This is a genomic window from Bacillus silvicola, assembly GCF_050524305.1.
Lineage (GTDB): Bacteria > Bacillota > Bacilli > Bacillales > Bacillaceae_G > Bacillus_A > Bacillus_A cereus_AT.
The window spans coordinates 1,766,463-1,792,500 of record NZ_JBNGVC010000012.1; the positions used below are offsets into that span (position 1 = coordinate 1,766,463).

The window sequence follows — 26,038 nt, forward strand, 5'->3', positions numbered from 1 at the left end:
AACGAAAGGCCTGTCAACGTTTAGCATTTCTGAGAAATTCACCTTCTCTTCCTAGAAAATAAACGTTGACACTAAATGATGCTTTTTCTACACTTAATTGTGTACAATATGTGACCTAAGGAGGATTCAACATGGAAATGAACGTCGAAACGAATTCCTCTCCTACGGCGCCAAAGCCAAGTAAACAAACAGGCTGGCGCATTTGGTGGAGTTTATTACGTCCCCATACATTAACAGCAGCTTTCGTTCCTGTTTTCATCGGAACAGCGTATGCGATGCAGGTCGGAGGTATAAATCAAATACATCTCCCTCTTTTCCTTATAATGCTTCTTGCTTGTCTTCTCATTCAAGCAGCAACAAACATGTTTAATGAATACTTTGATTATAAAAGAGGACTCGATCACGAAGGTTCAGTTGGTATCGGCGGCGCTATCGTTCGCGATGGCATTCAGCCTAAAACAGTACTTAACTTAGCATTTGGATTTTTCGGCATCGCAATACTATTAGGCGTTTATATTTGTATGAATTCTAGCTGGTGGCTTGCTGCAATCGGTCTTGTTTGTATGGCCGTTGCTTACCTTTATACAGGTGGCCCACTTCCAATTGCATATACACCATTTGGAGAATTAACAGCCGGATTATTTATGGGTGTCATTATTATTGGGATTTCATTCTTTATTCAAACTGGAACTGTAACATCAGAAGTCATTTTACTATCTATTCCTAGCTCCATTTTAATTGGTGCCATTTTACTAGCTAATAACATTCGTGACTTGGATGGCGATAAAGAAAACGGTCGTAAAACGTTAGCAATTCTCGTTGGACGTGAAAGAGCCGTTGGTGTACTTGCTTCTATGTTCATCGTTTCCTATATTTGGACAATTGCTTTAATTATCGTGGGCATCGTATCACCATGGATGCTTATCGTATTTTTAAGTGCACCGAAAGCATTTAAAGCGACGAAAGGCTTTATCGGCAAAAGCATTCCAATGGAAATGGTACCTGCTATGATTGCAACAGCAAAAACAAATACAATTTTCGGTCTCCTAATGGGAATCGGATTATTACTTGGATATTTCCTTTAGAAAGGAGCTGCTGACGCGGCTCCTTTTTCATATACCAATTTCAGCTCATAATTCCTACTCTCAACGCTCATACTATGTAAAGAAACTGAATTGTAGGAAGGTGGACGACTATGTTAACTCCACAGCAAATAAATCAATTTAAATCTATTTTAGAAAAACAACAGCAAGAAGTTGAACAAACAATACAAACTCATGAGAATACAGATCGTGCTTCTGAACGTGATTCAGTGGGAGAATTGTCTAGCTATGACAACCATCCAGGTGATATGGCTACAGAATTGTACGAACGTGAGAAAGATTTCGGGCTCATCGAATTTTGGCATAAACAACTAGAAGATACGAAACATGCCCTACAAAAAATTGAGGCTGGTACGTACGGTATTTGCGAAGTGTCTGGTGAGGAAATTCCGTTCGAAAGATTAGAAGCGATGCCGACTGCTACAACGTGTATACAGCACACTACAAATAAATTGGATATGAACACGCGACCAGTTGAAGAAGAGGTGTTGGCTCCTTCGTTTCATAAGCACGACGAAGATCATTCTGTAGAGTACGATGCTGAAGATGCATGGCAAGACGTCGCAAATTACGGAACGTCTGAAACTCCATCTGATTTAGAAAGACAGGATTCCAAAAACTATAATGGCATGTACGTAAATAGTGAAGAGAATGTAGGCTTCGTTGAGGATTTTGAAAACTTTATTGGTACGGATATGTATGGTAAAAATCCACAAGTTTTCGCTACAGAGGAACATGAAGAATATGAGCAAATGCTTGATGACTTTGAAGAACGTACTTTTAAAGGTGAATTATCTTCAAATGAATCTAGCTCCAAAGAATAAAAAAAGCATTCCGAAATTCGGAATGCTTTTTATCATTAGCTAATTAGTTTTTTGTAACGTTAGCTGCTTGTGGTCCGCGGTTGCCTTCAACGATTTCGAAAGAAACTTCTTGACCTTCTTCTAAAGTTTTGAATCCTTCGCCTTGAATAGCTGAGAAATGTACGAATACGTCTTCTCCGCCTTCAACTTCGATGAAACCGAAACCTTTTTCGCCGTTAAACCATTTAACTTTACCTGTTTGCATGTCATGTACCTCCTAAATAAAAATGAAACTATGAATCCACATGAAAAGGTGGATATAAAGGACATGAATGTATAACAAGCTTACAGCCTTTAATTCAACGTGCTTTATTTCCGTACCACATTATGTAGCTCAATAGTGACTTCACTATATCACGCTCAATCCAAAACGTCAAATGAGAACACTTTCACTCCAGCGTTTTTTATAATCCTAGTATAACCATAAATTCCTATTCTATTTTACTTTTATTTGAAAATTAACAAAACTGCAGTTTTCTAATCTCGTTAAATTCTGTACAATAATGATTATCTATTACATTGAGGTGAAGAAAATGAAGGCACATGAAATCGAATATAAATTATATGGCGATGATATGCAGTTCGTTGAAATTGAATTGGACCCAGAAGAAAGTGTTATTGCTGAAGCTGGCGCAATGATGATGATGGAAGATCATATTGAAATGGAAACAATCTTCGGCGATGGTTCAGGACCATCTGGCGGCTTATTTGGAAAATTAATGGGCGCTGGTAAACGTCTCGTTACAGGTGAAAGCATGTTTATGACTGTATTCACAAATACAGGTCATGGCAAACGCCACGTATCATTCGCCGCTCCGTATCCAGGAAAAATTATTCCTGTTGATTTAACAGAGTATCAAGGAAAAGTCGTTTGTCAAAAAGACGCCTTTCTTTGTGCTGCAAAAGGTGTTTCTATCGGAATCGAGTTTACAAAGAAAATTGGAACTGGTTTCTTCGGTGGTGAAGGTTTCATCATGCAGAAACTTGAAGGTGACGGACTTGCTTTCATGCACGCAGGTGGAACAGTATATAAACGTGAATTGAAACCTGGTGAAAAACTTCGCATTGATACAGGTTGTCTCGTTGCAATGACAAAAGACGTTAACTATGATGTTGAATTCGTTGGAAAAGTAAAAACAGCTCTATTTGGCGGTGAAGGTTTATTCTTCGCAACATTAGAAGGTCCTGGAACTGTTTGGATTCAGTCTTTAACACTTAGTCGCTTAGCAGCACGCCTTACAAGCCCAGCAGCTCAAAGTAGCGGTGAAGGCAGCGTTTTAGGCGGACTTGGTCGCCTTTTAGATGGGAAAGAATAGATAGTGTCCTTCTAGGGCCATAGCCATCAACTTAAGAGAACGAATAAAATTAAAGCGCCCTTTCATAGTACTGCATGAAAGGGTGTTTTAATTTTCGTGTACAAACAACAACAACAACAACAACACGTTGGTTGAGAAGTTACGCATACTAGGTGAAGAATTCCGAAATAAATTTTCCGAATCATCAGTCCATGAGATTAGATAATATCTCCAGACATAATACTGTCCTCGTTTTTTCTCCATTTTGGTTCACCCCGCATTATTTAGATGAAATCTGCCTTAAACTAACGGGGCAGGGTAGTTTGATAAGGTAATATTTGGATCAAGATAGATATAAGTAGAAAAATTAATAACAAGGGGGATTTTTTTGAAAAAAATATTGGGGATGTAGATTTTTTTTAAAAAGTAGTAAAAAGACTTTGCAACAAATAAATTAATAAGGTTTACTTCAGTAAAATAAGGTATATTATATTTGTTGAATAGATTCTCTTTAAAGACAAGAAAAGTAGGTGAACAAAGTGGGAAAATATCAATTGGATTACAAAAGTCAGGTAGCTGTGGCAAAGTTTCATGAAAAACAGACGCCTGCCAAATTTGATAAAAAGCAGCAACTTGAAAAATTGCGTGCGGAGTATTTGAAAAAGAAGCAAAAACAAACAGATAAATAACATGTTACATTTCCCCTAATTTTCTGTATATGATGCAAACAAACACAAGAAAATAGGTAAGTTATTCATTGTTCAAATATATACAGGCTATTTTTTCAAACCTCTTACTTAATGAACTAAAAAAGTCGATTCCTTGAGATAGAAATCGGCTTTTTTATTTAGGTGGACTATACAAACCATTTTTAACCATATAACATTCCATTGCTTCATTAAGCCATAACTCTTCTTCCTCTGTATAAGGAGAGGGCATCATCTTATTATATTGTTCTTCTATATCATCTACTTCTTCACTTAAAGAATACATCGTTTCTTCTCCGACATACTTAAGGGTTGCCTTCATATGCTGATCGACAAGCGTTTGTACTTCTGGATCATCAACATGTTTTCCAAATAGCCTTTTTACTTCTTTTGATAAGCGCACAAACTCTTTATCTAGCGCTACCATCTCTTCTTCAGGCTTATTATATAATCCATCAACCAGTTCCTTCGGTATATATTCTTCCAGCCATAAGCGTTGTTCGTTTTCTTTTTGGATACTGTTAATTAGACTCATTAATATGCTACTATCTACCTGCTCTTCTTCTTCAAGACATATTATCGTTCTTTCAATCGCTTTTATCGAAACTTCAATTTGTTTTTTCTTTTCTTCAAAAGCTTCTCTTTGGTTTTGCAATGTTTCTTTTAAACTTATATTCAAATTTTTCACATTGAGCATGACACGAATTTCTTCTAAACTATATCCTAATACTTTAAGACTCACTATTTTTTGGAATGCTAATATATCTCTATCTTTATATACACGGTGTCCTGAACTCATATTTTTTTCAGGTTTAAGCAATCCAATTTCATCGTAATATTGTAGTGTCCGTATTGATGTGCCTGTTCTCTTTGAAAACTCACCAATTGAATAACCTTTCTTTTTGCTCATCCTACACTCCTCCTAACAATATGTTTACAAAAATCATACTCCCTCACGTAACTGTAGGTTCAAGCCTTTTTTCAAAAAGAATGAATCAAGTCCCTCACTGCATATATTGAACTATACCTTTTCTTAAGGAGGGCTTTCTTGATGCGTACTCCTTTATCCTTTGATAAAGATACTGCCATACTGTTAGCATCTTGCTGCGATCTAACGTATGAACAATATAAACAAAATGGAATTTTTGAAATACCTGATGGATTCCAATATGTACAAGGCTTTCAAGGAAAAGTGATTCAAACAATGGAATGGTTTGGATTCATATTAGAATCTGAAGATACAATTATTGTAGCTTTTAGGGGTACACAAACAGATACAGACTGGATTATCGATTCACTCGTCAACCAAAGACCATACCCATACGCTTTAAATAGTGGAAATGTCCATAACGGCTTCCTTTCCATTTATGAATCTTGCCGAGATTCTATTATGGATATGCTCGTATCATTACCAGCCCATAAAAAACTTCTTGCAACAGGTCATAGCTTAGGAGGGGCACTCGCTACATTACACATACTAGATGCACGTATAAATACTGCCTTCTCACAGTACGGTCTTTATACATTTGCCTCTCCAAAAGTTGGAGATATCACCTTTCGAAATTATTATAAACTGCAAGTAGCTAGTAGCTTTCGTTTCGTCAACTTATTCGATGTCGTTCCACTTCTCCCTCCCCGAAACATAAATTTTAATGATCGTGATTGGGAATATGCACACGTTCATCACAACATGACATTTACGAAAAATACAAAATCCATTATAAATAATCATTCCATTACAACATACAAAACATGTCTGACTTCTCATTTTTAACCAGTAAACAATTGGAAATTAAATATCCTCATACTATAATAATATATGAAATTACTTTTGGATGAGGGGACCTTACATGTTAAAATTTATCTTTGCACTTTTTCTTATTGCACTTTTTACGGTTACAGGTTTCTTTACATTTTCATACTTTGCGACAGGAGAATATGATGGAACGGGTATAATATATACCGCTATCCCATTTCTTTCTTAAGCAAAATAAGTAAAACGAGCTTAATCTCATTAAGCTCGTTTTACTTTTCTAAGCAATCATATTCCTGTTTTAAAAGTGAATAAATAAAGGCCCCTTCAAAAGAGGCTTTTATCTAAAACAGTTTAACAGTATTACCAATTCCCCAAATTTCATTACTGTACTGCAAAATTGTTCGATCACTCGCAAAATGCCCAGATTGTGCAATGTTCAAAATTGACATTTCCAGCCATTTCCGCCTATTTTCATAGGCCCTACCGACAGCTTCTTGTCTTTCAGCATATGGGCTAAAATCTCGAAGAACGAAGTATTCATCGTTTTGAATAACGAGAGAATCATAAATCGCTTCAAATTCAGCTCCCGACTGTGCAAAGAAACCATTCGTTAACTGATCTACTACTTTTTTAATGTGCATATTATGGTGATAATAATCACTTGCACGATATCCACCATTTTGATAATAATGAAGAACCTCATCTGCCGTTAAGCCAAAAATAAAGCAGGCATCATCACCGACCCGGTCTTTTATTTCAATATTAGCTCCATCTAACGTTCCGAGTGTGATTGCACCATTCATCATGAATTTCATGTTACCTGTTCCCGATGCTTCTTTACTCGCAGTTGAAATTTGTTCACTTACATCTGCCGCCGGGAATATATCTTCAGCTAAAGAAACTCGGTAGTTTTCTAGAAAGATAACTTTCATAAACTGACTTACGTACGGATCGTTATTTACTTTTTTTGCAAGCTCATTTATTAATTTAATAATTTTTTTCGCATAATAATAGCCAGGTGATGCTTTCGCTCCAAAAATAAAAGTACGTGGGTAAAATGAAAAACTAGTATCCTCTTTTAAACGGTTATACAAGTATAAAATATGAAGAACATTTAATAATTGTCGTTTATAGGCATGTAGTCTTTTCACTTGCACATCAAAAATAGAATTTGGACCAATCATGATCCCCATTTTATTATGAATGCGCTCCGCTAAAATAATCTTACGCTCTTGTTTTACCCCTGCAAGCTTTTCTTGGAAACTAGCATCGTGTTGAAATGTTTGCAGCGCTTGAAGCTTAATCGGTTCCTTCTTCCACTCTGTTCCAATCGCTTCCGAAATAAGATCCGTCAGTTGCGGATTCGCCTTCATTAGCCAGCGCCTATGAGCAATTCCATTCGTTTTATTATTAAACTTATCTGGATAAAATTCATAGAACAATCGCATTTCACGCTGCTTTAAAATTTCTGTATGGATTTTCGCTACACCATTAACGCTATGGCTACCAACAATCGCTAAATGAGCCATTTTCACAAGGTCATGCGCAATAATGGCCATGTCCTCAATACGCTTCCAATCGTACGGATAACGGTCCCAAAGCTCATGACAGAAACGTTCATTAATTTCTTCAATAATCATATAAATTCTCGGTAATAACGGTTTAAAAATGTGAATTGGCCATTTCTCAAGCGCTTCTGATAACGTCGTATGATTCGTATAGGAAATCGTCTGCGTTGTTACGTGCCAAGCTTCTTCCCATGTCAATTTTTCTTCGTCTAATAAAATACGCATAAGTTCTGGAATTGCTAGAACCGGATGTGTATCGTTTATATGAATCGCGATTTTTTCATGTAACTGACGAAGACTACCGTGTCTCTCCTTATGCATACGAACGATATTTTGCAAACTTGCTGATACGAGGAAATACTGTTGTTTCAAACGAAGTATTTTCCCCTCATCATGCGTATCATCTGGATATAAAAACTCCGATACAGCCTCTGTTTCACGCTTATATTTCAAAATATCTTTACAATTTTGCGGGAAAGGAACTGGCTCCGCATTCCAAAGTCTAAGCGTATTTACAGTACTTGTTTCATACCCTACAACTGGTACGTCGTATGGTACTGCCATAATAACTTCTGCATTTGTATGCCTGAACTCTAAACGTCCATCAATTTCTAGCGGTTCAACGTTTCCAAAATAACTTACTTCTACAGCTTGATCATACCTTCTTACTTCCCAAACATTTTCATGAAGAAGCCACTGTTCTGGAAATTCTACTTGATAGCCATCAACAATTTTTTGATCAAACAGGCCATGCTTATAACGAATACCACAGCCATGTCCTGGTAAGTTTAAAGAAGCAAGCGAGTCGAGAAAACAGGCTGCTAATCGTCCAAGTCCACCATTTCCAAGTCCTGCATCTGCTTCAACCTCTTCTAACTCGTGCAAAGAAATCCCAAGTTCAGAAAGCCCCTTTTCACATACATCCCTGATACCTAAGTTTAATATGTTACTTCCAAGCAAACGCCCAAGTAAAAATTCAATGGATAAGTAATACATTTGCTTTTGGTCTCCAGACCGATAACTTTCATTCGTTGCAATCCATTGACTATTCATATACTCACGTACCATATGACCGAGCGTATTATACTGATCACGAGTTGTAGAATCTTTGAAACTTTTCCCATACATCGTTTCTAATTTTTCTAGAAAAGCGGATTTGAAGCTTTCAACATGAGTAAACATTTATTCACCACCTCAATGTTATTCCATGAGACTTTTATACAATTTCTTGTACGCAAGAGCCGATTTCCCCCAGCTATAATCTTCAGTCATCGCTTGCTTTACAAGCCTATCCCATACCGGTTTATCTTGATAAAACTCAATTGCACGAAGAACCGTATGTAACATGTCATGTGCATTAAAGTTCGTAAAGCTAAAGCCATTTCCAATTCCAGTTTCTTCATCATAAGAATGTACAGTATCATTTAATCCACCTGTTTCTCTTACAATTGGAATCGTGCCATATGCTAGTGCAATAAGTTGTCCAAGGCCACACGGTTCAAACAGCGATGGCATTAAAAACAAATCGCTTCCCGCATATACTTGGTGCGCTAACTCTTCATTAAATCCGATATATACTTTTACCTTTTCTGGATATTCGTATGCCATCCATTCAAAGAACTGCTCGTATTCAGAATCGCCTGACCCTAAAATAATACATTGTACATCTTCTTCCATTATTTCGCGGAATACAGTACGTACTAGATCAAGCCCCTTTTGCTTCGTTAATCGTGTTACCATCGAAATAACTGGCGTATCTTCTTTTTCTGGCAAACCAAAATAACGCTGCAATGCACGTTTATTTTCATTCTTTCCATCTAATGACTCTGCACTATACTGAGCAGTAATATACGAATCTGTTTCTGGATTATATACGCTCGTATCAATTCCATTTACAATGCCACTAAGCTTATCGTTATTCTTTCGTAACAATCCATCTAACTTCTCACCGAAAAACTCATATTGAATCTCTTCTTTATATGTCGGGCTAACCGCTGTAATTTGGTCAGATGCGATAATACCGCCTTTCATAAAGTTCACGTTTCCATAAAACTCAAGCTGTTCACTATGAAAATATTCATGACCAAGCTCCAGTAAGTCGTACATCACTTCAGGAGGAAATACACCTTGGAACTGCAAGTTATGAATCGTATATACCGTTTTAATATGCTCATATAACGGGTTATCTTGATACTTTTCACGAAGCAAGAAATTAACCATAGCTGTATGCCAATCATGGCTATGAAGAACATCTACTTCGAAATCAAGATGCGGAATACACTCTAAAACTGCTTTTGAAAAATAAGAAAAACGCTCCCCATCATCATAATGACCATATAGAGAATCTCTCTTAAAATAATATTCATTATCTATTAAGTAATACGTAATCCCATCCTGCTCACCTTTTAAAATCCCGCAATATTGGTTTCTCCATCCAAGAGGGACGTTAATTACTTTATGTAGCGTACATCCTTCTCTTAGCTCTTTCGGGATAAGACTGTAGTTCGGAAGTATAATGCGAACATTTACTCCTAATTTTTTTAATTCTTTTGGGAGCGCTCCTGCTACATCAGCTAGACCTCCCGATTTCACAAACGGTACACATTCTGATACTGCAAATAAAATATTCACTTGTTGTCCCACTGCACGAAAAGTTTTTATTACTCCTCTTGCAGCTTCCTCCCTTCGAGTTTTCGTTTAAATTAAAACTTTAATCAGTGGAGGGTATCCCTCCACTGATTTTAAGAATAACTATTAATCGTACTGTTTTGTACGCTTCCTTTTTCTACAACATATGGCTCATCAGCACTTCCTTTTAACACTACGCCATCGCCAAGTTTCACATCTTTATCAATAATAACACCGTCTATTATACAATTATCTCCAATTTGGCTCTTTTGCATAATAATACTATTACGAACAATTGAACCCTTTCCAATTTTAACAGAACGGGAGACAACACTATTTTCCACTTCACCTTCAATAATACTGCCGTTTGCAATCATCGTATTTTTCACTACTGCACCCTTCATGTAACGAGTTGGTGGCTCATCTTTTACTTTCGTAAAGATTGGTGCTTCTTTCTTAAATAATTGCTTCCAAATAGAAGGTTGCAAAATTTCTAAGCTATGTTTATAGTAACTTTCAATCGAATCAATAATAGCTACATATCCTGTATGCTCGTACGTAGCGATATGTAGTGATTTTCCGCGCTTTTCTCTCACTACATCAAATAAACTGTATTGCTCCACATCTTTATATGTCTCAAATAAATCTAACAATAATTGTTTCTTTAACACATATGTTTGAAGCGAAATGCCTTCATGACAAACCTCGGTAATATCAGCTGACGTATGTATATGTCGCTCTAACACTGCTTGAAAATTTAATGCCGTTACGAGATGGCTATTCGTAATAACAACGTATTCTTCTCTGCTTCTTAGAAAATAATCAATATGCCTTCTAAAATGTGCAAAAGACCCAAACTCATCTTGGTCACATTGGCAATTTGGTGGGAATAAAAACAGTCCGTCTCGTTTTCTATCTAAATCCCACTGTTTCCCTGAACCTACATGATCCATTAAAGAACGATTTTTATGACTTGTAAAAACCGCTACGCTATGAATATTAGAATTCACCATATTTGAAAGCATGAAATCAATGAGTCGGTAACGGCCCCCAAACGGTAACGCCGCTAATGAACGATGCCCTGTTACTTTCTTTAAGGAAGGAAAACTTCCCGTTGCATTAATAATTCCTAACATTTTTTCTCCCATTCATTTCATCCCCCTTTTCTATTTCCCTTCAGCAATTAATACTACATCGTCAACATTTTTTTCTGGACGAATGATTGTTCCATCTTCAATAACCATTTCCGATCCAACGATCGCTCTTTCAATCACAACATTTTTTCCAATCTTTGCCCCTGGCATAACGACGGAATCAATAACCATACTACCTTCTTCCACCGTTACTCCTTGGAATAACACAGAATGCTTCACGTCCCCTTCAATGATGCATCCTTCATTAATAAGCGATTCTTCTACTTTTGCCTGTTCTGCAATATATTGAGGTGGCTCATTTGGATTCACAGAATAAATGCGCCAATTACGATCGTTCAAGTTCAACGATGTTTCATCACGAAGTAAATCCATATTCGCTTCCCATAAGCTTTTCACCGTTCCAACATCTTTCCAATATCCTTCAAACGGATACGCCATCAACTTTTTCCCTTCATCTAATAAAAGCGGAAGTACATCTTTTCCGAAATCATTACTAGATTCAGGATTTCTTGCATCCATTTCTAAATACTCTTTCAAAATTGCCCAGTTAAAAATATAGATTCCCATTGATGCAAGATTACTTCTTGGAAATTGCGGTTTCTCTTCAAACTCAACAATCTCCATCTCTTCATTTGTATTCATAATGCCAAAGCGACTCGCTTCATCCCAAGGCACTTCAATAACAGAAATTGAAACGTCCGCTTCTTTTTCAACATGGTAATCTAGCATTTTACTGTAATCCATTTTATAAATATGATCTCCTGATAAAATAAGGACATACTCTGGTTCATACTGACTTAAATAGTTTAAGTTTTGATAAATGGCACTTGCCGTACCTGTGTACCACTTCACACCTGAAGACTCCGCATAAGGAGGTAATACTGTGACTCCACCGTTTACTCGGTCTAAATCCCAAGCATTGCCGATTCCGATATAATTATGAAGTTCGAGTGGTTGATATTGTGTTAAAATCCCCACCGTTTCAATACCGGAGTTTGCGCAGTTACTTAACGTAAAATCAATAATGCGATATTTACCACCAAATGGAACAGCTGGCTTAGCTAAATTTTTTGTTAATGCACTTAAACGACTACCTTTTCCCCCTGCTAGTAACATTGCTACGCACTTTTGTTTTTGAGCCATCTTGTTTTTTGCTCCCCTTTCTCGTCTTCACTGGTCGTAATATGGATACGCCAAATGGTGGAATTGTAATTTCTACATGTGCTGCTTGATTATGATATGGCTCTAGAATCGTCTTGAGACGTTTCTTATTCACTTGCCCCGATCCGCCATATTGCTCAGCATCACTGTTTAAAATCTCGTTATAATACTCGAAATCTGGTACACCTACTTTATAGTTTTCATATGTAGCTTTCGTAAAATTACATACGACAACTAACGCATCTTCCTGCTTATCCCCTTGGCGGATAAACGAGAAAATACTTTGCTCTTTATTATTAGCATCAATCCACTGAAATCCTTCAGGCGAGTGATCTAACTGCCAAAGTGGTTTTGAGCGCTTATACAATGCTATGAGCTCTTTAAAGTAATCATGCATATTACGATGCATTTCAAAATCATGTAAATTCCAATCTAAATCTTCAAGATCTTTCCACTCATCAAATTGGCCAAATTCTCCACCCATAAAGAGTAATTTTTTACCTGGATGAGTAAAGAAATATCCATATAATAAACGAAGCTGAGCAAACTTATCCCAGTAATCTCCCGGCATTTTATTTAATAACGACTTTTTCCCATGAACGACTTCATCATGAGAAAGCGGCAATATGAAGTTTTCAGAGTGAGCATATAATAAAGAGAATGTCATTTTCTCATGAATGTATTTCCGGTACTCTGGTGCACATTCCATATATTTCAGCACGTCATTCATCCAACCCATATTCCATTTATAATTGAATCCAAGTCCACCCTCGTATGTTGGAGCTGTTACAAGCGGCCAAGCTGTTGAATCTTCTGCTGTCATAAGAAATTCTTCATCTTCTGCAAACACAGCTTCATTTAACTCTCGTAAGAAAGAAACAGCGTGTTCATTGCTTTGCTCTTTTCCTTCTTTATTCCAGTACAGCATATTCGCAACTGCATCTACCCTGAAACCATCAATATGGAAATACCTCATCCAAAATAATGCATTTGAAATTAAGAAATTACGTACTTCTCTCTTCCCTAAATCAAAATTAACAGTTCCCCATACCAGGTTTTCTTGTACATCTATATCTTTATATTCATAAGTCGGTGTCCCATCAAACAAATATAAACCGTGAGCATCTTTACAAAAATGCCCCGGCACCCAATCTAAAATGACACCGATTCCATATTTATGACATTCATCGACAAAATACATCAAATCATGTGGCGTGCCGAATCTACTTGTCGCTGCATAATATCCTGTTCCTTGATATCCCCAAGAACGATCATATGGATGCTCAACAAGCGGCATAATTTCAATATGTGTAAATTGATGTTCCACCACATAAGGAATAAGCTCCTCGGCCATTTCTCTGTAAGAATACAGAGCGCCATCTTCTTTCTTTTTCCAAGAACCGAAATGTAATTCATAAACTGTCATCGCTTCTTTATAAATCGATTTTTTCTTTCTCTTACGAATCCAGTTTTTATCATTCCATTCATATCCCTCTATATCAAAAACTACAGATGCCGTATTTGGTCTTACTTCTGCATATACTGCGTAAGGATCTGCTTTTAAAATAACGGCACCGTCCATCGTTTCAATCGCATACTTGTATATCTCATTCTCTGCAATATGCGGTACAAACAAGGACCAAATCCCATCTTCTGTCACTTGTAGCATCTTATGTTGCTCATAATCCCATTCATTAAAATCTCCAACAACACTCATTGCTTTCTCATGAGGAGCCCATACTGTGAATCGTACACCTCGCATGCCATCTTCCGTCACAATATGTGCCCCAAAGATGTTATAACTGTCATAGTACTTTTCTGTATGAAACTCATCTCGTTTCACTTCTTCACAATTTATTACATCCAATATGTTCACCTCACTAAGATGACAGAATTTTTTTACTCTTTATCATTTCTGCGAAAAACTGAAATATCCTTGTTATTTTTTTAAAAATATACGTATTTTTCTTAAATTTGGCTTAAAATATTCATATTTACCATATAAAATATCGAATTTTGACGAATATTCATTGCAAACGCTTCATTTCCTCTTACTATTTCTCGCCTTTCATTGTTGCTCAATATTTATTTTATTAGTTTCTCCCTGTTTTTCACGCTATTTTCCACATAAATTACAACCAAAATAATCTGTCATAAAATAACGTTTCTCAACATTTTTTGTCACAAAGTTTCTTGAAATGTAAAATTCATAAGCATATACTTGTTCTCAATAAAGAACATCGAACTTTCGTAAATATAATTCATACTAGAATACTGTGTTTACTTTGCGAAAGTTTAATAAAAAATCAAACTAGGGGGCTTTCTTATGTCATTGAAACAAAAAGTAGGAATGGGAGTTGTCACCGCTTCCCTTGGCTTATCACTTACATTTGGTGGTGTATTCGCCTATTTCAGCGACTCCGAAACATCGAGTAATTCATTTCAAGCTGGTACGTTAGACCTTTCTATTAACCCAAGTGTAATTGTTAATGTGAAAGATTTAAAACCAGGCGATTTTATTGAAAGAAATTTCAAGCTTGAAAACAAAGGAACATTGGATATTGCAAAAGTAGCACTTGAAACATCCTATGAAGTTACAGATGCAAAGAAAAATAATGATGGTGAAGATTTAGGTGATCACATTATCGTCAAATTTTTAGTGAATGATGGAAAGCCATCTAATCCAAACGATGATCATGAAATTTTGTGGGAAACAAAACTATCCGAATTAAAAACTATGAAACCTGAAGATGTCGCTACTTCTCTAGAACGTTATAATTTAATAGACGGTATTAAATCTGGTGAAACGGATTACTTACACGTTCTCTTCTCATTTGAAGACAACGACCAAGATCAAAATAAATTCCAGGGTGATTCCTTACAGCTAAACTGGACATTCCATGCAGAGCAAACACCAGGCGTGGAGAAATAATTTTTAAAATACAAATTACCGGAGGCCTATAAATGAAAAAGAAAAATCGTATTGTTACGGGAATTGTAACGGCTGGCGTTCTATTTTCAACTGCCCTTCCGTTCAATGTACTTGCTGAAAATCCTATTAACCAAATTGACTCATCAAACGCTCAGTCTTTACTATCAAAGCTCTCTAAAGAACAGCGTCAGGCATTACAAACGTTAGATGCCAATCCTGCTTTTACGATTTCGCCAGATATTAATACGAGTAGTTCTGAGCCCGTAAATATTATTGTAGAATTTCAAACTGCTCCAGTAAAGATTAATGAATTAAAACAAAAAGAAAAAGGGCTACAAGCTGCCCCTGAAAATATAAAAGCACGTATTGATCAAGAGCATGAGGAATTCCAAAAAGGATTAAAACGTCTTCATCAATTCAGCCCATCAGTAAAATCAGGCAATTTTCAGTCTGTACAAATTAAACGTTCTTATAAGCATGCGATAAATGGCGTTGCTATGACATTACCAGCTAATACAGTTGAAGAATTGTTACGGATTGGTGTTGTAAAACGTATTTGGAAAGATTACGAAGTGAAATTAAATTTACCGAAACAAGCGGAGCAGAAAGCACCTCAAAAACTAACAGATAGCATCCCGCAAATTGGAGTAGATAAGTTACATAGCGAAGGCATTACTGGAAAAGGAATTAAAGTTGGTGTATTAGACACAGGTATTGATTACAATCACCCTGACTTAAAGGACGTGTATAAAGGTTACCGTGCAAAACCCGGCGAAGATTCTAGTAAGATAGATCCAAACTCCGTAAAAGGTTGGGACTTTATTAATAATGATGCAGATCCGATGGAGACTACTTATTCAGAATGGCAACAATCTGGTGCTCCTGAATTTGATGATCGTGGTTCTTCCTTCTACACCGCTCATGGTACTCACGTAGCAGGTATCGTTTCTGCTCAAAAGAAAAGCAAATCAGATTCAGCAGTAAAAGGTGTTGCACCTGACATTGAACTGTATAACTATCGTGTGCTAGGCCCGTACGGAAGTGGAGCTAGTTCAGGTATTATTGCTGCAATTGATAAATCTATTTCTGACGGTATGAACGTTATTAACTTATCGTTAGGTGACGATAGCAATAATCCACTTGATCCAACGTCTATAGCTGTCAATAACGCGATGCTTTCCGGTGTTGTTACAGTCGTTGCTGCTGGGAACTCTGGTCCAAATCCAGCGACACTCGGATCACCAGGTGCTTCTCCCTTTGCTATTACAGTTGGAGCAAGTGACAGCTCTATTTCCTTACCGAAACTATCAGGTCATGCTGGACAATTACAATTCCCTAACCTAATTTTATTCGGAAAAAACTTCACTGATAAAATAGAGGATTTCAAAGGACAATCTTTACCTATTGAATCTGTAGGAATCGGTACTCCTGACGAGTTTAGTAAAAAAGATGTAAAAGGAAAAATCGCTCTCGTTGCACGTGGTACACTCTCATTTGATGAAAAAATTGCTAACGCAAAACAAGCAGGTGCAAAGGCCGTTATTATTTATAACAATGTGGATGGAGAAATTCCTTTCTACGTTGGCGAAAGCACAAAATACATTCCAGCATTCCGCCTAACGAAAGAAGACGGGGAAAAACTAAAAGCTCAAATCGAACAAGGTAACACATCCTTTACTTTTGACGAACTTAGTTACGTTCAAACAGAAGGCGATCATCTTGCAGACTTTAGCTCACGCGGCCCTGTTACATCAAATGATGATATTAAACCTGATATTACAGCGCCTGGTGTTGCTGTACTTTCAACAGTTCCTGAATATATTAACGACCCACAAGAGGGCGAAAACTACGATGTTTCCTATGAACGTATGCAAGGAACATCCATGGCATCTCCTCATATCGCTGGCGTTGCTGCTCTTATTTTACAAGAACACCCAGAATACTCTCCATTCGATGTAAAAGCGTCTCTTATGAACACTGCTGACGATTTAAAAGAAAAATATTCCGTATATGAAGTTGGAGCTGGGCGAGTAGATGCGTACAACGCTGTTCATACGGAAACAAGTTTTAAAGTGTTAGATACAACAAAAACAGTTGTGAATGATGAAGTAATTGAAGTACCAGAAGAAACTGGTTCTATTGCATTCGGTAAATTTTATCAAAAAGACGGCGAAGCTCTTGAACAAAAACGAAATATAAAAGTGGAAAACCATAATAAACAAGAGAAAAAAGAATTTAAAACAGAAATTTCTTATACACCAGCATCTTCTATTAACGACGCTACAGCAAACGGTGTAAAAGTTTCTGTTCCAGAAACAATTACTCTTGATTCTGGTAAATCAGATGAAATTGAAGCAAAAATTAATGTTCCAGCTGGCGTGAAGCAAGGCCGATATGAAGGATATATTCATATTACAAATACGAAAAATAAAGAAGAAACGTATCAAATTCCGTTCTCTATTCGTGTTTCAGAACCTGGTATTGAAAATGCCATATTATCAAGAAAAGCAATTTCAACTGATACATCTAAATTTAATCCATATGGTGAGTCATATGTTCACGGGGCATTCCAATTAAACAGTGAACTTGAAACGTTAGATCTTATCGTTAAAGATTCGAAAACAAGTAAAGCTCTCGGTTTCCTTGGGACATTAAACACGAGTGGACTAAAAACTGATGTGTATTACTACTTAGATTCATTCTTTAACGGAAAAGTGTATCCTTTCACAAATGATCCGGCGAAACCAATTGGTGATGAGAAAATCAACTTACCAGAAGGAGATTACACAATTGAATTTGTTGGCTATGATAAAGCCGGGAAGGCACGTGTGAAAGGTGATTATGTCGTAATTGATAATACACCGCCAGAAGTGAAATTAACTGGATTAAAACCTGGTATTTATGAATTAAATGAAGAAAACTATACAGTAGAAGACGGTAAAAAGGCATTATGGATTAAAGGAAATGTGTATGATTCAAACGTTGACTACTTAAAAGGAAAAGGGTTAAACATTACGCAAGAAGCGAACGGGGTTATGTACTATGACTATTCCCCATACTTGCATAAGTTTTTACCTATTAATGAAAATGGTGACTTTAAAGTTGGCATTACTCCTGAATCCTTTAAAGTGGAAGGCCCAATGAACACAGGCGTATATATTTTCGATTATGCAACTGCAGGCCCCGACTATCCAAGCGGTGTAAATAACTATTGGTTTATCCCGCAAGGAGCTCAATATGCGAAAACTAGTTATGATAAAAAAGAAGTATATAAAGATGATGAATTCACTGTGACGCTAAACGCCAAACATGTGAAACAATTCATCTCTGGAGAATTTAACGTCAAATTCCTAGAGAAGAACTTCAAATTTGCAAATGCGAAATTCAATCCTGCTTTTGAAAAACTCCTTTCCGAAAAAGGTGTAACAGCAAAAGTAAATGAGCCGAAACTAGAATCAGGCTCTGTTACAGTCGGCGGCGCTATCGATGACAAAAACTTCGCTGGATTAGATGGTGATTTCCCGTTCATTGATGTAACTTTTAAAGTCGAAAATGATGAGTTTTATGAAGCAAATGCTCAGTTAGATTCATCAGTGTTTGCTTACTGGAAACAAGGAGAAACAGAGCCAAATAGAATGCGTGTCCTTCAAGATCAAACATTCTCAGTTATGTCACTCAATTCACTCGTGGAAGGAAATATTAAACCTGGCGCATCCGTAAATGAACGTGGATATTTAGATGAAAAGTTCGATTATACGAAACTTGGCGTAAAAGTATATGCAACTGATTCTTACCGTCATAAGTTTGAAGGCTCACTAGATAAATACGGATACTTTAAATTAAATGGACTTCCTGTTAATAAACGTGACTATAACTTATACGTAGAAGTCCCAGGGCATTTAACAAGCCGCCTAACAACGAAATTAGGTACTGAAAAAGATGGTAAGCTGCTTGGCCAATATTATTATGCACGACCTGATGAAAATCTTGCAGGTGATGTAAATGGAGATAAGGTAATTGATATTAAAGATGCTGAAATTATCGCGAGCAACTATGGTAAAAAAGGAGTATCTGTAAAAGACGGCGATCTTAACAAAGATGGTATTGTCGACGAAAAAGATATTCGTTTCGTTGAAAAGAACTTCTTGAAGAAAGGGCCAGATGCAGCTACATCACAAACGCCTGTTGAAAAATCAAAAAGCGGTACTCTTGCAGATATTTTAAAGAAATTAGGATTAACGCCTAAAAAATAATAAAGTGAAACTTTAATCAGTGGGGGTTTTGTTCATCCCCCCACTGATTATTAGCCTTCACCAATCGGGCTGCCCGGCAAATAGCGGGATAATAAAGAGCACTCTATATAAAATAGAGTGCTCTTTTCTATAAACGACCCTTATCCAGCAATAGGGGTATATTGGGGATATACAAGGGAAACCGGAAAAGGAATTTATATTAAATTATATAAAAACTCAGAGGTAGGAAGCAGTTTCCCGCCTCTGAATTATTTAGCAATTATTATAGTACTGGTGCCATTGTTTCTTTTAATACTTTTACAGAATGAGCGAACTTCACTTTTTCTTCTTCGTTTAATTCAAGTTCTACGATTTCACGTACACCTTCGCGGTTAATAACAGCTGGAACACCTACGTAAGCATCTTTCTCACCATATTGACCTTCAAGGTATGCAGATACAGTTAATACGCTGTTCTCGTTGCTTAAGATTGCTTTAGTTACACGAAGTAGTGACATACCGATTCCGTAGTAAGTTGCGCCTTTACGCTCGATGATATGGTAAGCTGCATCACGTACATTTTCAAAGATTTTATCTAAATCTTCTTGGTTATACTGTTCGTTGTTCGCTAAGATTGTTTCTAGTTTTTGTACACCTACAGTAGCGTGGCTCCATACTGGAAGTTCAGTGTCACCGTGCTCACCAACGATGTAAGCATGAACGTTACGTGGATCTACATCTAAGTAGTCACCTAACATGTAACGGAAACGAGCAGAGTCTAAAGTAGTACCAGAACCAATTACACGCTCTTTTGGTAAGCCAGATTCTTTCCAAGTTACGTAAGTTAAAATATCAACTGGGTTTGTTGCGATTAAGAAGATTCCATCGAATCCGCTATCCATAATACCGCGAACGATTTGTTTAAAGATCTTTGTATTTTTCTCAACTAAGTCTAAACGAGTTTCGCCTGGCTTTTGTGGTAATCCAGCAGTGATAACAACTAGATCTGCATCTTTACAATCTGCATAGCTACCGCTCCAAACTTTTGTTGCTGCTGGAGAGAATGGTACCGCATGACTTAAGTCCATTGCTTCTCCTTCTGCTTTTGCTTCATTAACATCTACTAATACGAATTCTTCAGCTACACCTTGGTTGATCATTGAGTAGGCATAACTACAACCTACAGCTCCTGTTCCTACTAATACTACGCGATTGATACCTTTTTTCATGTTAATTTCCCCTTTCAATTGTTTACATCTATTTTTTATTATTGTTTAAGTAATTAATTAAAATACTAATTTAATGTTGTTTAACTTCTTTACATTCATATTGTAGCATGGATTATTGTGAAAAAGTTATCGTGGCAGGTGTGGAATCAATACCAATTTAGGTGTTTCGCTTAGATTGTGAACGGGTTTTTCTTATTTTTTTATCGGCAAGTGAAATTATATCGGCGATTTTCTGAATATATCGACTTACCGACAAAACTCGACAATGATAACACCATAAAAAAGCTGCCTCCAATAGATCCCCTATTGAAAGACAGCTTCTTCTATATTATCTATTTTCCGCAGTAGCCCCTAATACAGCAGCTTTTACGTAATTTTGATTTTTTAATTTTTGTAAATCCGCAGCCATTCCTGTCACAACAACACCAATAACTTTTACATCTTCCTCACTTGGTTTTGTTTTCTTCCCTTTCAGGTAGTCATATATACGTTTATATTCCTCATAATACTTTCCCTTTTGATCTAAACCGTTTTGAATTGCTAAAAGAAAATCTTTTTCCTTTCCATTACCAAATTCAATATCACCTGACTTTGCTTTAAAACCGTACACCTCATAAGCACTTTCAGTGACGTCATCTAAATGATATGATTTTTTATCATAATATGTGTCCACCCAATACCAAACAGGATGCACTCCTTCTGGCAACATCTTTTTTATTTCAGACACTTTATATGGTTTATCAAAAGATATAGCCAATTCAGCTACCTTATTTTCACCATTAACTTTCTCTATATCATTTATATAACTATTATATGAAGCAAATGGTAGATAAAACTGCATTTCTCTTTCCATCGTTTGATTGTTATACAATTCACTTGCCCTATTAATACGCTCATTACCCATTACAACATTATCTGATATTGTTAACGGGTTTACATTCGATAATCGACGAAATGTACTCCAAACTTTATACTCATACACTTCATCCTCCCACTTAACAGGTTTCCCTTCAATAACTTTATACGTTTTATACTCTACTGTACTTTTAAATAAACCGTTAGAAGTAATTGCTACACCTCTTTCCGTATTAGGCCTTGTAATTTGTCTAATCATATTTAAATCACGATCCATCGCTAAGTAAGCTCTATTGTTCAATTGTGAAATTCCTATTATACAACCAATGAATAAAACAATAAAAAGTAAAGTAGAAATTAATATTATTTTAAATAATTGTCTTCTCTTCGCCTTTTTCAACATCATTGAGACTTTACTCGATTCTATATCAAAATCAAATTCATCTCTGCCCATCTTCAAACCTCCTATAAAGCTTTTTAAACTCATTGCGAGCCCTATACAATGAAACACGCACTGTCTCTTCTTTCATCTCTAATACGGTTGCTATTTCCTTATATGAGAGTTCATAGTCATACTTTAATAAAAGAATATGTTTATATGCTGGATTCATCTTTCCAAGTATGCTTTGTATTTCTACTTGAAGCTCTTTTCTTAAAATCGGTTCATCTAATCCTTTTGATCCAATTAATTGAACAGATTCAATCGGGATCTCTTCAATACGCTTTTGCCTTCTTGCTAAATCACGGTGCCTATTAATCGCAACTTGAAATAACCATGTTTTTATATAAGTAATTTTTATGTTCGGTATAGATAATAATGCTTTATGTATCGTATCTTGAACGATATCCTCTGCTTCTGCTGGTGTTACTCCAATTTTAAGCAAATACCTATAAATACTTTTTGATGTTTCTATAATGACCTTTTCATACTCCATCGCTCTCTCCTTTCTATTAGTTAGACGATTCAAATAGAAAAAAGTATACAAAAAATCTATAAAAAAAAGCGGACTATCCAAAGTCCACTTTTACACAACAAAAAAGAGATAGCAGATTATGCTATCTCTTTTAGTATGACCCGTACGGGATTCGAACCCGTGTTACCGCCGTGAAAGGGCGGTGTCTTAACCACTTGACCAACGGGCCAGTTCTGGCAGAGAAGAAGGGATTCGAACCCTCGCACCGCGTTCGCGATCTACTCCCTTAGCAGGGGAGCCCCTTGAGCCACTTGGGTACTTCTCTATAATATGGCTCCGCAGGTAGGACTCGAACCTACGACCGATCGGTTAACAGCCGATAGCTCTACCACTGAGCTACTGCGGAATAATTATGGTGGGCCTAAATGGACTCGAACCATCGACCTCACGCTTATCAGGCGTGCGCTCTAACCAGCTGAGCTATAGGCCCATAATTGAAAAGCGGGTGAAGAGAATCGAACTCTCGACCAGAGCTTGGAAGGCTCTTGTTTTACCACTAAACTACACCCGCATTAAATTGAAAATGGTGAGCCATGAAGGATTCGAACCTTCGACCCTCTGATTAAAAGTCAGATGCTCTACCAACTGAGCTAATGGCTCATTTTGAAAGTGGTGCCGGCTAGAGGACTTGAACCCCCAACCTACTGATTACAAGTCAGTTGCTCTACCAATTGAGCTAAGCCGGCTTGCGACTTCAAAATGGTGGCTCGGGACGGAATCGAACCGCCGACACGAGGATTTTCAGTCCTCTGCTCTACCGACTGAGCTACCGAGCCTTAATAAAATGGCGGTCCCGACCGGGGTCGAACCGGCGATCTCCTGCGTGACAGGCAGGCATGTTAACCACTACACCACGGGACCATTTGGTTGCGGGGACAGGATTTGAACCTGCGACCTTCGGGTTATGAGCCCGACGAGCTACCGTGCTGCTCCACCCCGCGATAATATAATATTTAATTTAGAAAAAATGGAGGAGGTAGAGGGATTCGAACCCCCGCGCGACTCTCGCCGCCTGTCGGTTTTCAAGACCGATCCCTTCAGCCGAACTTGGGTATACCTCCGAGATATAAACTTCTAATGGTGGACCTTGTAGGACTCGAACCTACGACCGGACGGTTATGAGCCGTCTGCTCTAACCAGCTGAGCTAAAGGTCCTTTATGGTAGCGGCGGAGGGGATCGAACCCCCGACCTCACGGGTATGAACCGTACGCTCTAGCCAGCTGAGCTACACCGCCATAAATAATATTCAAATAAGTGGAGCCTAGCGGGATCGAACCGCTGACCTCCTGCGTGCAAGGCAGGCGCTCTCCCAGCTGAGCTAAGGCCCCATGTTTTTTGGAATATCGGGAAGACAGGATTTGAACCTGCGACCCCCTGGTCCCAAACCAGGTGCTCTACCAAGCTGAGCCACTTCCCGTTAATAAAAGCGCGCCCGAGAGGAGTCGAACCCCTAACCTCTTGATCCGTAGTCAAACGCTCTATCCAATTGAGCTACGGGCGCATATGGTGCCGAGGGCGGGGGTCGAACCCGCACGGTGGTCACCCACCGCAGGATTTTAAGTCCTGTGCGTCTGCCTGTTCCGCCACCCCGGCATGTCATATTGAAAATTGGAGCGGAAGACGGGATTCGAACCCGCGACCCCAACCTTGGCAAGGTTGTATTCTACCACTGAACTACTTCCGCAAGACATGTATGAGTTATTTTATTAAAAGTGCGGGTGAAGGGAGTCGAACCCCCACGCCAAAGGCGCTAGATCCTAAGTCTAGTGCGTCTGCCAATTCCGCCACACCCGCATGTTATAATTTTTTAAGAAAAAATGGGGCGACTGATGGGAATCGAACCCACGAATGCCGGAGCCACAATCCGGTGCGTTAACCACTTCGCCACAACCGCCATGATTTTCTGGTGCCGACTAGAGGACTTGAACCCCCAACCTACTGATTACAAGTCAGTTGCTCTACCAATTGAGCTAAGTCGGCAAAAATGGTGGAGGATGACGGGATCGAACCGCCGACCCCCTGCTTGTAAGGCAGGTGCTCTCCCAGCTGAGCTAATCCTCCATTCGCCTGGCAATGTCCTACTCTCACAGGGACAAGGTCCCAACTACCATCGGCGCTAGAGAGCTTAACTTCCGTGTTCGGTATGGGAACGGGTGTGACCTCTCTGCCATCATTACCAGACTGTATTCATTTAAGACAAGAATTATTGTAACTCATTCACTTTTAAAAGTCAACAAGTTTTTTATATTCTTTCAAAACTAGATAACATTGCTTCATATTATATGGTTAAGTCCTCGATCTATTAGTATTCGTCAGCTCCACATGTCACCATGCTTCCACCTCGAACCTATCAACCTGATCATCTTTCAGGGATCTTACTAGCTTACGCTATGGGAAATCTCATCTTGAGGGGGGCTTCATGCTTAGATGCTTTCAGCACTTATCCCTTCCGCACATAGCTACCCAGCTATGCCCTTGGCAGAACAACTGGTACACCAGCGGTGCGTCCATCCCGGTCCTCTCGTACTAAGGACAGCTCCTCTCAAATTTCCTACGCCCACGACGGATAGGGACCGAACTGTCTCACGACGTTCTGAACCCAGCTCGCGTACCGCTTTAATGGGCGAACAGCCCAACCCTTGGGACCGACTACAGCCCCAGGATGCGATGAGCCGACATCGAGGTGCCAAACCTCCCCGTCGATGTGGACTCTTGGGGGAGATAAGCCTGTTATCCCCGGGGTAGCTTTTATCCGTTGAGCGATGGCCCTTCCATGCGGAACCACCGGATCACTAAGCCCGACTTTCGTCCCTGCTCGACTTGTAGGTCTCGCAGTCAAGCTCCCTTATGCCTTTGCACTCTACGAATGATTTCCAACCATTCTGAGGGAACCTTTGGGCGCCTCCGTTACACTTTAGGAGGCGACCGCCCCAGTCAAACTGCCCACCTGACACTGTCTCCCGGGTCGATAAGACCCGTAGGTTAGAATTTCAATACAGTCAGGGCGGTATCCCACCAGCGCCTCCACCGAAGCTAGCGCTCCGGTTTCAACGGCTCCCGCCTATCCTGTACAAACTGTACCAAAATTCAATATCAGGCTACAGTAAAGCTCCACGGGGTCTTTCCGTCCTGTCGCGGGTAACCTGCATCTTCACAGGTACTATAATTTCACCGAGTCTCTGGTTGAGACAGTGCCCAAATCGTTACACCTTTCGTGCGGGTCGGAACTTACCCGACAAGGAATTTCGCTACCTTAGGACCGTTATAGTTACGGCCGCCGTTTACTGGGGCTTCAGTTCAGAGCTTCGCTTACGCTAACCCCTCTCCTTAACCTTCCAGCACCGGGCAGGTGTCAGCCCCTATACTTCGCCTTACGGCTTCGCAGAGACCTGTGTTTTTGCTAAACAGTCGCTTGGGCCTATTCACTGCGGCTTTCCGTTAAGAAAGCACCCCTTCTCCCGAAGTTACGGGGTCATTTTGCCGAGTTCCTTAACCAGAGTTCTCTCGCACACCTTAGGATTCTCTCCTCGCCTACCTGTGTCGGTTTGCGGTACAGGCACCTTTTATCTCGCTAGAAGCTT

18 protein-coding genes, 22 tRNA genes and 2 rRNA genes (1 of these 42 running past the window's edge) are annotated in these 26,038 nt (G+C 38.5%); 8 read left to right on the forward strand and 34 right to left on the reverse strand.

Annotated features, from left to right (window positions below; all coding sequences use genetic code 11):
- Nucleotides 1-131: 131 nt before the first annotated feature.
- Together ACP6L7_RS21205 and ACP6L7_RS21210 are read left to right on the forward strand one after the other, a co-directional pair.
- On the forward strand, nucleotides 132-1,085 hold the full coding sequence (locus tag ACP6L7_RS21205; RefSeq protein WP_000425740.1) for a 1,4-dihydroxy-2-naphthoate polyprenyltransferase: 954 nt from the start codon (nucleotides 132-134) through the stop codon (nucleotides 1,083-1,085).
- Nucleotides 1,086-1,195: 110 nt separating this feature from the next.
- Nucleotides 1,196-1,927 (forward strand): yteA family sporulation protein, encoded by a 732-nt coding sequence (locus ACP6L7_RS21210; protein ID WP_000957359.1) that lies wholly within the window; start codon nucleotides 1,196-1,198, stop codon nucleotides 1,925-1,927.
- A gap of 43 nt (nucleotides 1,928-1,970) precedes the next feature.
- Here the strand turns inward: ACP6L7_RS21210 and cspD are convergent, their stop codons facing one another.
- Nucleotides 1,971-2,171, reverse strand: a complete 201-nt coding sequence (gene cspD, locus ACP6L7_RS21215) for a cold-shock protein CspD (RefSeq protein WP_001193053.1) — start codon at nucleotides 2,169-2,171, stop codon at nucleotides 1,971-1,973.
- 328 nt (nucleotides 2,172-2,499) lie between these two features.
- Here cspD and ACP6L7_RS21220 point away from each other — a divergent pair, with 328 nt between their 5' ends.
- Nucleotides 2,500-3,282 (forward strand): TIGR00266 family protein, encoded by a 783-nt coding sequence (locus tag ACP6L7_RS21220; RefSeq protein WP_071770416.1) that lies wholly within the window; start codon nucleotides 2,500-2,502, stop codon nucleotides 3,280-3,282.
- A 518-nt stretch (nucleotides 3,283-3,800) separates the two neighbouring features.
- On the forward strand, nucleotides 3,801-3,950 hold the full coding sequence (locus ACP6L7_RS21225) for a hypothetical protein (RefSeq protein ID WP_000521653.1): 150 nt from the start codon (nucleotides 3,801-3,803) through the stop codon (nucleotides 3,948-3,950).
- A 154-nt stretch (nucleotides 3,951-4,104) separates the two neighbouring features.
- Here ACP6L7_RS21225 and ACP6L7_RS21230 read toward each other — a convergent pair whose 3' ends face one another.
- On the reverse strand, nucleotides 4,105-4,878 hold the full coding sequence (locus ACP6L7_RS21230; protein ID WP_098361807.1) for a MerR family transcriptional regulator: 774 nt from the start codon (nucleotides 4,876-4,878) through the stop codon (nucleotides 4,105-4,107).
- Between the two features lie 141 nt (nucleotides 4,879-5,019).
- Here ACP6L7_RS21230 and ACP6L7_RS21235 point away from each other — a divergent pair, with 141 nt between their 5' ends.
- Nucleotides 5,020-5,742: a lipase family protein gene (locus ACP6L7_RS21235; RefSeq protein WP_097829514.1), complete on the forward strand. Its 723-nt coding sequence runs from the start codon at nucleotides 5,020-5,022 to the stop codon at nucleotides 5,740-5,742.
- Between the two features lie 76 nt (nucleotides 5,743-5,818).
- Nucleotides 5,819-5,953: a hypothetical protein gene (locus tag ACP6L7_RS21240; RefSeq protein WP_097829513.1), complete on the forward strand. Its 135-nt coding sequence runs from the start codon at nucleotides 5,819-5,821 to the stop codon at nucleotides 5,951-5,953.
- Nucleotides 5,954-6,065: 112 nt separating this feature from the next.
- On the opposite strand, the gene glgP is transcribed toward ACP6L7_RS21240, so the two are convergent.
- The 5 genes from glgP to glgB form a co-directional block, all read right to left on the reverse strand.
- A complete protein-coding gene (gene glgP / locus ACP6L7_RS21245; RefSeq protein WP_430529374.1) occupies nucleotides 6,066-8,474 on the reverse strand; it encodes a glycogen phosphorylase in 2,409 nt (802 codons plus the stop codon).
- An 18-nt stretch (nucleotides 8,475-8,492) separates the two neighbouring features.
- Complete coding sequence (gene glgA, locus ACP6L7_RS21250) at nucleotides 8,493-9,923, reverse strand: glycogen synthase GlgA (protein ID WP_097829626.1); 1,431 nt, start codon at nucleotides 9,921-9,923, stop codon at nucleotides 8,493-8,495.
- A 110-nt stretch (nucleotides 9,924-10,033) separates the two neighbouring features.
- Entirely contained in the window at nucleotides 10,034-11,068 is a 1,035-nt protein-coding gene (gene glgD, locus ACP6L7_RS21255; protein ID WP_097829511.1) for a glucose-1-phosphate adenylyltransferase subunit GlgD, read from the reverse strand.
- Nucleotides 11,069-11,086: 18 nt separating this feature from the next.
- On the reverse strand, nucleotides 11,087-12,217 hold the full coding sequence (gene glgC, locus ACP6L7_RS21260; RefSeq protein WP_050000918.1) for a glucose-1-phosphate adenylyltransferase: 1,131 nt from the start codon (nucleotides 12,215-12,217) through the stop codon (nucleotides 11,087-11,089).
- Nucleotides 12,165-14,102 (reverse strand): 1,4-alpha-glucan branching protein GlgB, encoded by a 1,938-nt coding sequence (glgB, locus tag ACP6L7_RS21265; protein WP_430529375.1) that lies wholly within the window; start codon nucleotides 14,100-14,102, stop codon nucleotides 12,165-12,167. The genes glgC and glgB overlap by 53 nt, the downstream gene beginning before the upstream one ends.
- A 459-nt stretch (nucleotides 14,103-14,561) precedes the next feature.
- Here glgB and ACP6L7_RS21270 point away from each other — a divergent pair, with 459 nt between their 5' ends.
- Together ACP6L7_RS21270 and ACP6L7_RS21275 are read left to right on the forward strand one after the other, a co-directional pair.
- The gene (locus tag ACP6L7_RS21270) at nucleotides 14,562-15,167 is read left to right on the forward strand and encodes a TasA family protein (RefSeq protein WP_430529376.1); all 606 of its coding nucleotides are present in this window, start codon (nucleotides 14,562-14,564) and stop codon (nucleotides 15,165-15,167) included.
- 32 nt (nucleotides 15,168-15,199) lie between these two features.
- On the forward strand, nucleotides 15,200-19,420 hold the full coding sequence (locus tag ACP6L7_RS21275) for a S8 family serine peptidase (protein ID WP_430529377.1): 4,221 nt from the start codon (nucleotides 15,200-15,202) through the stop codon (nucleotides 19,418-19,420).
- Nucleotides 19,421-19,682: 262 nt separating this feature from the next.
- Here the strand turns inward: ACP6L7_RS21275 and ACP6L7_RS21280 are convergent, their stop codons facing one another.
- The 27 genes from ACP6L7_RS21280 to ACP6L7_RS21410 all read right to left on the reverse strand — a co-directional run.
- Nucleotides 19,683-20,627 (reverse strand): L-lactate dehydrogenase, encoded by a 945-nt coding sequence (locus ACP6L7_RS21280; protein WP_000715333.1) that lies wholly within the window; start codon nucleotides 20,625-20,627, stop codon nucleotides 19,683-19,685.
- A gap of 328 nt (nucleotides 20,628-20,955) precedes the next feature.
- Nucleotides 20,956-21,936, reverse strand: coding sequence for an anti-sigma factor (locus ACP6L7_RS21285; protein WP_430529378.1), 981 nt, complete (start codon nucleotides 21,934-21,936; stop codon nucleotides 20,956-20,958).
- The gene (locus ACP6L7_RS21290; protein ID WP_097829506.1) at nucleotides 21,923-22,417 is read right to left on the reverse strand and encodes an RNA polymerase sigma factor; all 495 of its coding nucleotides are present in this window, start codon (nucleotides 22,415-22,417) and stop codon (nucleotides 21,923-21,925) included. Before ACP6L7_RS21290 ends, ACP6L7_RS21285 begins: the two co-directional genes overlap by 14 nt.
- Before the next feature lie 136 nt (nucleotides 22,418-22,553).
- Nucleotides 22,554-22,625: transfer RNA gene (locus ACP6L7_RS21295), tRNA-Glu, on the reverse strand.
- Nucleotides 22,626-22,630: 5 nt separating this feature from the next.
- Nucleotides 22,631-22,721: transfer RNA gene (locus ACP6L7_RS21300), tRNA-Ser, on the reverse strand.
- A 6-nt stretch (nucleotides 22,722-22,727) separates the two neighbouring features.
- Nucleotides 22,728-22,802 (reverse strand) — tRNA-Asn (locus ACP6L7_RS21305).
- Between the two features lie 7 nt (nucleotides 22,803-22,809).
- Nucleotides 22,810-22,886, reverse strand: a tRNA-Ile gene (locus ACP6L7_RS21310).
- A 10-nt stretch (nucleotides 22,887-22,896) separates the two neighbouring features.
- Nucleotides 22,897-22,967, reverse strand: a tRNA-Gly gene (locus ACP6L7_RS21315).
- A 13-nt stretch (nucleotides 22,968-22,980) separates the two neighbouring features.
- Nucleotides 22,981-23,056, reverse strand: a tRNA-Lys gene (locus tag ACP6L7_RS21320).
- A 10-nt stretch (nucleotides 23,057-23,066) separates the two neighbouring features.
- Nucleotides 23,067-23,142, reverse strand: a tRNA-Thr gene (locus ACP6L7_RS21325).
- Nucleotides 23,143-23,156: 14 nt separating this feature from the next.
- A tRNA-Phe gene (locus ACP6L7_RS21330) sits at nucleotides 23,157-23,232 on the reverse strand.
- A gap of 9 nt (nucleotides 23,233-23,241) precedes the next feature.
- A tRNA-Asp gene (locus tag ACP6L7_RS21335) sits at nucleotides 23,242-23,317 on the reverse strand.
- A gap of 3 nt (nucleotides 23,318-23,320) precedes the next feature.
- Nucleotides 23,321-23,397, reverse strand: a tRNA-Met gene (locus ACP6L7_RS21340).
- Nucleotides 23,398-23,424: 27 nt separating this feature from the next.
- Nucleotides 23,425-23,517, reverse strand: a tRNA-Ser gene (locus tag ACP6L7_RS21345).
- A 17-nt stretch (nucleotides 23,518-23,534) separates the two neighbouring features.
- Nucleotides 23,535-23,611, reverse strand: a tRNA-Ile gene (locus tag ACP6L7_RS21350).
- Nucleotides 23,612-23,615: 4 nt separating this feature from the next.
- Nucleotides 23,616-23,692: transfer RNA gene (locus ACP6L7_RS21355), tRNA-Met, on the reverse strand.
- 20 nt (nucleotides 23,693-23,712) lie between these two features.
- A tRNA-Ala gene (locus tag ACP6L7_RS21360) sits at nucleotides 23,713-23,785 on the reverse strand.
- A gap of 15 nt (nucleotides 23,786-23,800) precedes the next feature.
- Nucleotides 23,801-23,874, reverse strand: a tRNA-Pro gene (locus tag ACP6L7_RS21365).
- A gap of 10 nt (nucleotides 23,875-23,884) precedes the next feature.
- A tRNA-Arg gene (locus ACP6L7_RS21370) sits at nucleotides 23,885-23,958 on the reverse strand.
- A 3-nt stretch (nucleotides 23,959-23,961) separates the two neighbouring features.
- Nucleotides 23,962-24,050 (reverse strand) — tRNA-Leu (locus ACP6L7_RS21375).
- A gap of 16 nt (nucleotides 24,051-24,066) precedes the next feature.
- Nucleotides 24,067-24,141, reverse strand: a tRNA-Gly gene (locus ACP6L7_RS21380).
- Nucleotides 24,142-24,170: 29 nt separating this feature from the next.
- Nucleotides 24,171-24,251 (reverse strand) — tRNA-Leu (locus tag ACP6L7_RS21385).
- A gap of 24 nt (nucleotides 24,252-24,275) precedes the next feature.
- Nucleotides 24,276-24,351: transfer RNA gene (locus ACP6L7_RS21390), tRNA-His, on the reverse strand.
- Between the two features lie 10 nt (nucleotides 24,352-24,361).
- Nucleotides 24,362-24,437 (reverse strand) — tRNA-Thr (locus tag ACP6L7_RS21395).
- 5 nt (nucleotides 24,438-24,442) lie between these two features.
- A tRNA-Val gene (locus tag ACP6L7_RS21400) sits at nucleotides 24,443-24,518 on the reverse strand.
- Between the two features lie 4 nt (nucleotides 24,519-24,522).
- Nucleotides 24,523-24,638: ribosomal RNA gene (gene rrf / locus ACP6L7_RS21405) — 5S ribosomal RNA — on the reverse strand.
- Between the two features lie 101 nt (nucleotides 24,639-24,739).
- Nucleotides 24,740-26,038: ribosomal RNA gene (locus tag ACP6L7_RS21410) — 23S ribosomal RNA — on the reverse strand; it runs 1,623 nt beyond the window's last position.